This is a genomic window from Paenibacillus sp. L3-i20, from assembly GCF_022180385.2.
Taxonomy (GTDB): domain Bacteria; phylum Bacillota; class Bacilli; order Paenibacillales; family Paenibacillaceae; genus Pristimantibacillus.
Genome location: NZ_BQME02000001.1, coordinates 2,850,415 through 2,860,440 on the forward strand (window position 1 = coordinate 2,850,415; position 10,026 = coordinate 2,860,440).

7 protein-coding genes and 1 pseudogene are annotated in these 10,026 nt (G+C 42.0%); 5 read left to right on the forward strand and 3 right to left on the reverse strand.

Annotation, left to right across the window (positions count from 1 at the left end; all coding sequences use genetic code 11):
* The first annotated feature begins 6 nt into the window (after positions 1 to 6).
* Positions 7 to 696, forward strand: a complete 690-nt coding sequence (locus MFF31_RS13160; protein WP_238188417.1) for an ABC transporter ATP-binding protein — start codon at positions 7 to 9, stop codon at positions 694 to 696.
* Positions 690 to 3,446 (forward strand): ABC transporter permease, encoded by a 2,757-nt coding sequence (locus tag MFF31_RS13165; protein ID WP_238188418.1) that lies wholly within the window; start codon positions 690 to 692, stop codon positions 3,444 to 3,446. Before MFF31_RS13160 ends, MFF31_RS13165 begins: the two co-directional genes overlap by 7 nt.
* A 13-nt stretch (positions 3,447 to 3,459) precedes the next feature.
* Here MFF31_RS13165 and MFF31_RS13170 read toward each other — a convergent pair whose 3' ends face one another.
* Both MFF31_RS13170 and trxB read right to left on the reverse strand, forming a co-directional pair.
* On the reverse strand, positions 3,460 to 3,894 hold the full coding sequence (locus MFF31_RS13170; protein ID WP_238188419.1) for a Dps family protein: 435 nt from the start codon (positions 3,892 to 3,894) through the stop codon (positions 3,460 to 3,462).
* A gap of 388 nt (positions 3,895 to 4,282) precedes the next feature.
* The gene (gene trxB / locus MFF31_RS13175; protein WP_238188420.1) at positions 4,283 to 5,224 is read right to left on the reverse strand and encodes a thioredoxin-disulfide reductase; all 942 of its coding nucleotides are present in this window, start codon (positions 5,222 to 5,224) and stop codon (positions 4,283 to 4,285) included.
* 225 nt (positions 5,225 to 5,449) lie between these two features.
* Between trxB and galU the strand changes: the two genes are divergently transcribed.
* The 3 genes from galU (at position 5,450) to MFF31_RS13190 (ending at position 8,995) form a co-directional block, all read left to right on the forward strand.
* Positions 5,450 to 6,319, forward strand: a complete 870-nt coding sequence (galU, locus tag MFF31_RS13180; RefSeq protein ID WP_238188421.1) for a UTP--glucose-1-phosphate uridylyltransferase GalU — start codon at positions 5,450 to 5,452, stop codon at positions 6,317 to 6,319.
* Between the two features lie 349 nt (positions 6,320 to 6,668).
* Positions 6,669 to 7,853 carry an FxLYD domain-containing protein gene (locus MFF31_RS13185; protein ID WP_248565480.1) on the forward strand — a complete coding sequence of 395 codons (1,185 nt, stop codon included), beginning with the start codon at positions 6,669 to 6,671 and terminating at the stop codon, positions 7,851 to 7,853.
* A gap of 11 nt (positions 7,854 to 7,864) precedes the next feature.
* A complete protein-coding gene (locus tag MFF31_RS13190; RefSeq protein WP_238188423.1) occupies positions 7,865 to 8,995 on the forward strand; it encodes a S1C family serine protease in 1,131 nt (376 codons plus the stop codon).
* Positions 8,996 to 9,106: 111 nt separating this feature from the next.
* Here the strand turns inward: MFF31_RS13190 and MFF31_RS13195 are convergent.
* Positions 9,107 to 10,026 (reverse strand): annotated as a pseudogene (locus MFF31_RS13195) (hypothetical protein); the annotation flags it as partial.

Consider the following 10,026-nt stretch of genomic DNA (forward strand, 5'->3'; position numbering starts at 1 on the left):
CAGCTCATGCGAATAACAGTAAAAGGCTTATCGAAAACCTACGGGAAAGGAGAAGCGGCAACAAAAGCACTTCGAGAGGTTCAATTTACGATTGAACAAGGGGAAATGGTGTCGATAACTGGTCCGTCTGGTTGTGGGAAGTCGACTTTGCTTCATATATTGGCTGGAATAGAATCTATCGACAGCGGTGAAGTATGGATTGGCGATGCACCGATTCATACATGGGACGACAAAGAAATTGCAAATCTCAGATTAACGAAGATGGGATTTGTATTTCAAAGCTTTCATTTGGTTCCTGTTCTTACAGCTTGGGAAAATGTGGCACTACCCTTGATAGCGGCTCACCAAGCTCCAGAAAAGGCTCGTGTTCGTGCGCTCGATGCCTTAAGAGAAGTTGGGCTAATTGAAAAAGCCAATCGATATCCTTCACAGCTTTCCGGTGGGCAAAACCAACGAGTAGCAATTGCAAGAGCGATTGTCGGAAAGCCAGCCATCATTTGGGCTGACGAACCAACTGGTGCTCTCGATACAGATACGGCAGAGCAAATTATTGGGATGCTGGAAATGCTGAATCAACATCATGGCACAACTGTCGTAATTGTGACGCATGATCCAATGGTAGCTGGTCGTACAATGCGTACGATTCGCTTGCAGAATGGACGTGTTATTCGTGATGGAGGGACAGCGCAATGTTAGGCTCCCGTTTAATATGGCGGATGGCTATTAGAAATTTGCGGTTGCAATGGAAGCAAACGCTTCTGACCGTATTTGCTGGGGCGATTGGAGCGATGTTAATTACGATCAGCTTCGTCAATTATAATTCAATCAAACAAAGCAGTGAAGATTGGCTTGATTCACGTCTTGGTTCAATTAGTTGGAGATTAACACCAGAATCAACTCAGTCTACTGGTTTTTCTGAGAAGGAGATAGCAATTTTACGTAATTATGTAGCGACAACAGCAGTATCGTATCGACTGCTGCCCTATGTCTCAGTGGAGGCGTCTATTGTTACACAAGCAGCTTCAGTTGATGAGATAGAAGCTTTAAAGTCACTGAATATGCTTGGGTTTCAGATGGATGACGCTGCTTTACTCGACTATGAAAAAGCAACGTTATGGAGCAACGGGTTAGAAGACAATGAGCTTATTATAAATACAGAGATAGCTAAATTGTTAAAGGTGGAGGAAGGAGAAACGGTAACAGTAACAACGGAGATTGGCAGCAAGATATTGCGAATTAAAGAAATAATAAAGCAAAAAGGACTGGCTGGATTTCGTGAATCGAACGCATTCGCCGGTACAATAATAGCAACAGAGAACACGGTAAGGGAGTTAGCAAGCATCAAAAAAACGTTCTATCCTTCACTATTAGTCGGAACGGTAGATCCATTGCTAACTGATCACTCGATATTCCCGACTGGCGAAGTGAAATTTCGTACAGAGTATTTAATGGCAGCTTATAAATCTAAGGCTGATGGAATGAAACTGACACTGTTCCTCAGTTTTATAAGCGCAGTTGCTGTAGTATCTAGTATTCTTTTTATGCGACAGGTACTGATTATGATCGCAAATACAAGAAATGAGATCTATGGCATCTTGAAAGCAATTGGCTTATCGAGCGGGCAAATAGGCACTATATTTTTGATAGAATCGTTATTGCTTTCGATAACTAGCACGGTGAGTGGGCTGCTTGCAGGGAGTGGAATTGGCTATCTCCTTGTAAAAATATTTTATGGTACGTATAAGGATGAGCTAGCACGGATGACAGGAGAACATATTCCTATACATCCTCATTTTTCAGTTGGTGGAAGTTTACTCCTATTTGCTATTATTTTGTTTCTTCTATTCATTGTTTCGATAATTGCGGCTCGCAGAGCAGGAAAAGCAAACATTATCGCAGCTATCCGAGGAGATGTTAATTATCAAGAGAGGCTGGCCGGTCGTCGCAGTGTAATAAAAAGGATAGGGATCGCGCTGGGCATTTTCTCGACTGTTGTACATGTTGTTTTTGCATTTATTGATTATCCTGAAGTTAATGGTGGATCATTGCCTATTATTTTATTGACTTGGATAGCGACCTGTATAACGGTACAGATGTTTGCTTTATATGCGCTTGATAAAGCGAGCAGACCTATTCGATGGCTGCTTTCTTTGATTAGAATTCCGCAACTTTCCATTATGTTAGCAATCAAATATCCGAGAGGAGCGAGAAATCGCACTTATACAGCCAGTCTGCTATTTGCATTAGCAATGATGATGATTACGTTCACTACTGTGCTAACGCAGCTTATTATGAATACTAGCGATGTGGAACAAACGGAGCAGAGGGTAATTGGACATGGGGGATTCTCAGCATACCGCACAATTGATGAACGGATAAAGATAGAAGAAGTTGTAGCCAATGATTCTTTTATTCAAAAGAATACAAAAGGCGTATTATTTGTAGAACCATTCATGATTAATTTTAAAGAGAATGCTCTCGCACAGTCGGTTATTCCAGTTACAAAAGAGTTGCTTTTGGGAGATACGATACCTTTATTAGAGCGATCCCCCCAGTTTGCTACGGATGAGGAAGCGTGGAAAGCAGTAGGTAGCAGTGAAAACTACATCATCTTGCCCCATTATTATTGGAAGGAATCAACATCCGACCAAAGTGTGACTAGCGTGACTGCAGGAGATTCTATTACTTTACCGGTCTACGAGCACAAAGTCACTCGAAAAATTGGAAGTGAGTGGAAAGTATTGAGAGAGATTCCATTTGTCGTGGCTGGAATTGCACCGGATACAACAAAAGCTCATTTAATAGACTTTTGGGGTTTAACGTATATGCATCCCACGGTTGTAGAAGAGCTTCGTCCACATGGCTTTAAATGGTTGAATCAGACCGATCTGGGTTTTGCGCTTTTTAGGTTTGATTATAAAAATATACTACTTGCCACTCAGTTGGAAGAACGGTTTGTCATTAACGGCATATTGAATTTTTCTGTTCCCTATATAAACAATAGTGCTGAACAAATGATTAATAGGCAGCTCGGAATCGGGTTTGTTGGATTCACCTTATTTTCAGCTCTGATCGGTCTAATGGGACTTGCTATTATTCAGTATAGAGCGGTGAAAGAAAGAGGAAAACAAATTGCGATGATGCGCTGCGTTGGCGTATCCAGTAAGCAATTGTATTGGATGTTCTTTATCGAAGGGTTCATCATTAGTGCACTTGGTATATTGGTAGGATGGGCTGTTGGTTCGAGTGGAGCTAATATAATGATACATTCTGACAAAAGTGAAACTATTCCAAGTGGAGAAGTGTTGTCGCTTCACTATCCGTTCGAGATTTTGCTTCCTATTATATGCGGCCTGCTGATAATGGCGATGATATTGAATATATTGCCCGCTCGCGCAGCGCTTAAGCTAAAAGCCGCCGACGCGCTGCGAAGGAGCAATGAATAATGACAGGAATGGATTATCTGCCGTTAAATGCGCTTAACATCCATACATGTTTTTCTAATGCTATATGGATGGCAAGAAAAGCATCAGCAGTTGTTTCGTCACCTACAGCTTGTGCTGCTTCCATACCTTCCTTTAATTCACCAATAATAAGCGTGTAGTCAGCAATTAGCTGATCGACCATTTCTACAGCTGTTTCTTGCCCGTTTGCTTCTTTTACGCTGGAAGCTTCTAAATAGTCACTCATTCTTGCAAGGGGTTGTCCTTTTACAGCTAGTAAACGCTCAGCTAATTCATCTACATTAAGGGCAGCCTCTTCGTAAAATAGTTGGAACTTTTCATGCAAGGTGAAAAACTGGGAGCCCTTCACATACCAATGGTAATTGTGCAATTTAATGTAGAGAACGCTCCAGTTGGCAATTTGACGATTAAGATGTTGTTGAATAGTCATGTTTATCATCCTTTCAAAATGGTTAATTAGTTATGAGATGTATCGTACTTCCGCAAACAGTTCCAAACTTCGTGTTAGTTTGTTCCAAATAGAGGTGTGAAATACGGTCAAAATATATTCGTTGATATTTAGATCAATTCCTTGTTTATAATTATTATAAATCAAAGTCCATTTGTCAAGTGAATAACTTCCATTAAGTTAAGATACGAGGATATGCTTCCTGATAAGAAGTTTCATGATTCATTATTCTGCTCTAACGTAGTCCTATAATGGAATACATGATTGTTGCAACAAAAAAAGGTGCTCTCTCTGCTGAATTGCGCAGAGGGAATACCTTTTACGATTATTGTCTATAACTGCTTATATGGAGCATCTATACGATTGATTTTTATGCGTGCTGCAATTCATGTTCAAGCGACTCCAAGTAACGTTCGCAATCTAGAGCTGCCATACAGCCGCTGCCAGCAGCAGTTATCGCTTGACGATAAGTAGTATCTTGAACGTCACCACAAGCGAACACACCTGGAATATTTGTTGATGTAGTACCTGGCTTAACAAGGATATAACCTTGTTCATCAGTATCAATTTGACCACCAAGGAAACCAGTGTTCGGTGTATGACCGATAGCAACGAAGACACCGTCGGCTTCAAGCAGTTCTTCTTGACCAGTTTCGTTATTACGGACACGAAGACCTTTAAGGCCATTGTCCCCAGCAACTACTTCAAGAGGTGTACGATTTAAGCTCCATGCAACCTTTTCATTGCTGCGGGCACGGTCTTGCATAATTTTGGAGGCACGAAGCTCATCACGGCGATTCACTAGTCGAACTTCAGTAGCAAAACGTGTAAGGAAGCCAGCTTCCTCCATAGCGGAATCACCACCGCCGATCACGATAATTTTTTTGCCACGGAAGAAGAAGCCATCACAAGTTGCGCATGTGCTTACACCACGACCTATGTTTTCTTGTTCGCCCGGAATACCTAAATATTTGGCGGACGCACCTGTTGAGATAATGATTGACTGAGCCTGCAACTGACCATGTCCTTCAACTTCAAGTGTGTAAGGGCGCTTGCTGAAGTCAATGCTTTTGACAGAGCCTGTTTTGAATGTTGCACCGAATCGTTGTGCTTGTTTACGCATATTGGACATTAACTCGCTTCCGAGAATGCCTTCAGGGAAACCGGGGAAGTTCTCAACTTCAGTTGTTGTAGTAAGTTGTCCGCCAGGCTGCCAGCCTTCGATCACTAGCGGTTCCATGTTAGCGCGGGCCAAGTAAATAGCAGCAGTAAGACCAGCAGGTCCAGTTCCGATAATAATTGTTTTTTCCATAGGATAACCCTCCGGTCAAGTAAAGTAATAGATGAATGTTAATCTAAAATTATAACAAACTGTAACAAATGTCAATACAGTTCATCTAACATTCATTTTCTTAAATAACCTAGAATATTTTTTCTTGAGATTATAACTTTCTAATTAGTATTCAATAATAAAAGAGGGTATAGTGAAAGGGAAATTGCGACTCCCAGCCTTGGGGAGAGAGGAGCTTTATCGATTATGGCTAACCAGATTCGAAAGGCCATTATACCAGCAGGAGGTCTAGGCACACGATTCCTTCCGGCGACAAAAGCTCAACCGAAAGAAATGTTACCAATTATCGATAAGCCGGCTATTCAATATATTGTAGAAGAGGCAGTGCAATCAGGCATTGAAAGTATTGTTATCGTAAGCGGCAGAAATAAGCGAGCGATTGAAGATCATTTTGACAAATCTGTGGAGTTGGAAGCTGAACTTGAAGCACGGAATAATGAGATTTTGTTATCTGTGGTGAAGGAGATATCACAACTTGCGGATATTTATTATGTGCGCCAGAAAGAACCATTAGGTCTTGGACATGCAGTATTATGCGCACGTCGTTTTATTGCTGATGAGCCGTTTGCAGTGTTGCTTGGCGACGATATATTAACCTCTGAACCGCCATGCTTGAAGCAAATGATCGATATATATGAAGAAAGTCAATCCTCGGTTGTTGCTGTTATGGAAGTTCCTTGGGATCAAACACATAAATACGGAATTGTTGACATAGAACAAGAGAAACGGGTATCCGTTGTACGCAATATCGTAGAGAAACCAGCCCATGGTGAAGCACCATCCAATTATGCGGTAGTTGGCAGATATGTACTTGATCCGATTATATTCGGATTGCTCGAAAAGGCTAAACCAGGCAAAGCCGGAGAAATTCAATTGACAGATAGCTTGCAGGAATTGAGACGGATGGCGTCGTTAACAGCCTTTCGATTCGATGGACGTCGACATGATGTAGGGGACAAGCTAGGCTTCGTCCGGGCAACAATCGATTTCGCATTGGAACGAGATGATTTGTCTGAGGATATTCGCAAGTATATGATGGAGAGACTCGGATTGTAATGATTGAGAAACTTGAATTGTAATGACTGAGCGATTTTATTGGATAGGATACTCCATGCAGGTCAATGAAAAAGCATTGCGTAAAATTAACAGCGCAAGGATTATCTTGTGCTGTTTTTATTTTGCCAGTAAGACAAAAGGTAACTTGCAAGTTGATTTTCCCACTATTTTGAAATGGTGATTTTTTACTATTTGTTATAGAATAGAGAAAGAGAGTAGATAGAGATAGAGAACATAGGCTGGGAGTTGAATGTAAGTGTATTGCCATCATTGCGTAAGAGATTTTTCGGATGAAGCAATTTTTTGCAGTCAGTGCGGCAGAAGGCTACATTCTTATAAAATACTGCAAGTGGATGAAAATGCGATTTGGCCAGGCGAGCAAATGGAAGGTGCTGCATCGTTAGAAGTAATTAGTGTGCGAAACGATATTCAGCGTATTGCTATTTCGGGGGAAGGTAGCGTAATCCAATCGGAAGCAATGCAATCGAAAAAAAACTGGATCATGCCAATTAGTTTACTTTGTCTAGCATTCATTGTTACGGCATCGGTATTTTACTATTTCCAATATGAAAAAAATATAAATGAAGATGTACTTAATCTTCAAACGGAAGCAAAAACTGCGGCACTTGGCGGGGAATATAAGAAGGCGCTGGATCTACTATCTAAGGCTGCTAAGGTTCGTCCTGCTTTTGCACCTATTAAAGCCGACAAAGATATTATTCAGCATGTAATAGAGGTGAAATTGATAGCTGATGATGTGGAGAAGCAGCTGTCTAACAATAAAATTAAGGACGCTGAAGCTGGAGTTAATCTTCTTAGGTCTGAGCTTAGTGGTCATAAGGAACCGATCTATGACAAACTCAGGGAGAGACTTGATGCGCTTCAGATGAAGATGACGATTCAACAATTACAAAAACAGCTTGAGACACTTGTTACAGTGGAAGAACATGCCGATATGCTAAAAGTGGTCAATGGATTGTTTGGTGAAGAAGCAATTGCATTAAAGGATCGAGTTTTAGTTGGTATCCGTAAACTTACTTTAGCAGAAGTAGAAGGGCTCTTGAAGAGAAAAAACTTCACAGATGCGTTGTCCGTCGTAGAAGAGTCACTTTTTTTGGTAAAAGGGGATGCTGACCTAACCTCTTTAATGAAGCGTGTCGAGGATGAACAGAAGCGATACGAACAAGCGGAGCAGCAAAGGATTGAGCAAGCGATGCAGCGAGCAGCTGAAGAAGATTTAATTAATCAGACTGCAGCCGTAGAAGTCGTAAGCACGGATCATACATTAGATGAATTTGGTGATTTAACAATTGTTGGTGTTATGAAAAATGCTGCAACAAGACCGATATACGAAGTAAAAGTTGAATTTACTGTGCAAAGCATGGATGGCGAAGTTTTCGGTAAAGGATCTGCATCAGCAACTCCTAATTATATCGAGCCAGGTGAGCAATTGAGCTATACTGCGACGATTTATGGTGTAAATACAAAGGATGTCGTCGTTGTTGTAGATCATGCCACATGGTACTTGGACTAGGGGGGCATAGAATGAAAAAACAAATGTGGGTTGGCATTTTGGGTTCCATCCTTATTCTTTGTGCAGGGGTATTAGTAAGCATTACAATACGTTTAGAAATACCAAAGCAATTAAATGGTAAGCCAATGCTAGCTATCGGAGAAATTAAGAAATCGTTGAAGGATGTTATTTTTGAAACACAGAAGTTAGTTGTTATGATAGAAACCGAAACAGGCTTACAGGGGTCAGGATTCCTATATAACCGTGAGGGCGACCTTATTACAAATGCTCATGTAGTCTACGGTGTTCGTAATGTTCGAGTAAAGATGGCTGATGCTCGCGAACTTGAAGGTGAAGTCATCGGTATTAGTACAGATGTAGATTTAGCAGTGGTTCGTGTAAAAGAGCTTGCTGGAAAAGAGCCATTAACACTCGTACGGTATGAAAACGGTGAGGTTGGTGACGACGTATTGGCTGTAGGCAGTCCTCTCGGATTTCAGAACACCGTGACGACAGGCATCATCAGCGGCGTAGGTCGAAGCTTTCAGATCGATTCCTACAACTATAAAGACGTATATCAAATTTCAGCACATATTGCTCCTGGCAATAGTGGAGGACCACTTGTTGATATGAGAACAGGCGCTGTTCTAGGCATTAACTCTGCGGGGGTTGAGGAAGGTGGAATTGGCTTCAGCATTCCTCTGTCGAATGTACTTGGGATGGCTGAAGGATGGTCAAAAAAGCCAATGACAATGCTTCCTGACCTTTTGTTAACGGAAGATCCTACAGTTACAGATGGAGAGAAGCAATCACAGGATGAAGCATCTATAGATAAACTTGCTAGTTACTTAGTTACGCACTTTTATGACAGTCTCAATAATAGCGATTATGTTTATGCATACTCACTACTTGGAGGAACCTGGAAAGAAGGTACCAGTTACGTGAAGTTTCGAGAAGGTTACTTGACTACCCGAAATGTCGTAATTGATGATATGCATGTCACTAGCAAAGATGAGGAAGCTATTGTGACGGCAGTTATCTCCGTAGATGAAAGAAAGAATGGAGAAAATGTATTAAGTAAGTACCAAGTGAAATATAAAGTTGGATATGAAAATGATCAACTAAAGCTGATTACCGGAAAAGGAAAGGTAATAAGTAAATAGCAAAATGCCCAGCAGGTCATTGACCTTCTGGGCATTTTTTGCTATTTCGAGTTTACTGGAAGTACGAAGCTTTGAATAATAGGCGAAAGAGTATATAGGTTTCTATAGGTACTAAACCAGCACCAAAGAAACGGTATCTGTAGGTTGGATTGGGAAACCGAGAAGAGTTGAAGGAATAATCCGTCCGTTTAGTTGTAACTGATAGTTAATATTTCCGACAATAGGCACACCATTAACAGTTGCGATTGTTCCTGCAGGAGAGAAGGTTACAACCCCAGTTTCAGCGAGTGCGCCGCCTACTGTTAAGCCAGGGCGGAACCTTACAGTGTATCCGCTTGTAATATTTGGAAACAATCTCCCCCCATTAATAACGACGGTTACGTATGGCTGCTGTCCTGGAGGATAAGGTAGGGGTACTGGTATTGGAACGGGTATTGGAAATGGTCCAGGCCCATGATGCCATGGTCCCGGATGCCATGGTCCTGGATGTCCATGACCCGGATGCCCGTGACCGTGGTGTCCTTGACCTTGATGCCCGTGACCTTGATGCCCGTGACCTTGTTGTCCTTGACCTTGATGTCCTTGACCTTGTTGTCCCTGACCTTGTTGTCCTTGACCTTGATGTCCTTGACCTTGATGTCCTTGACCTTGATGTCCTTGTTGTGGACGTGTTTGTTCTTGTAGCTCTTGTTCTTGCAGTTCTACTTCTAACTGTCCTAGTCTTTGAAAATCTTGCTCTTGATGTTCTATTTCGTGATGTGCTAGCTCTTGACGTTCTATTTCTTGTGATTCCAACTCATGACGTTCTTGTTCTTGCAACTCTTGGCTGAGATGCTCATGGTCTTGCTGATATTGATCTATAAATCCATATTCTGAAAAATTCTGCTCGGGACGTCCGCCGCCTTGATGTCCGCCGCCTTGATGTCCGCCGCCCTGATGTCCGCCGCCTTGATGTCCGCCGCCTTGATGTCCGCCGCCTTGATGTCCGCCGCCCGGATGCCACGGTCCTTGATGTCCGCCGCCCGGATGCC

Bases quoted from the DNA above. Each gene is read 5' to 3' on its own strand.
- MFF31_RS13160 (WP_238188417.1), top strand. From the start codon at position 7: ATGCGAATAACAGTAAAAGGCTTATCGAAAACCTACGGGAAAGGAGAA.
- MFF31_RS13190 (WP_238188423.1), top strand. From the start codon at position 7,865: ATGAAAAAACAAATGTGGGTTGGCATTTTGGGTTCCATCCTTATTCTT.
- MFF31_RS13165 (WP_238188418.1), top strand. From the start codon at position 690: ATGTTAGGCTCCCGTTTAATATGGCGGATGGCTATTAGAAATTTGCGG.
- galU (WP_238188421.1), top strand. From the start codon at position 5,450: ATGGCTAACCAGATTCGAAAGGCCATTATACCAGCAGGAGGTCTAGGC.
- MFF31_RS13170 (WP_238188419.1), bottom strand. From the start codon at position 3,894: ATGACTATTCAACAACATCTTAATCGTCAAATTGCCAACTGGAGCGTT.
- trxB (WP_238188420.1), bottom strand. From the start codon at position 5,224: ATGGAAAAAACAATTATTATCGGAACTGGACCTGCTGGTCTTACTGCT.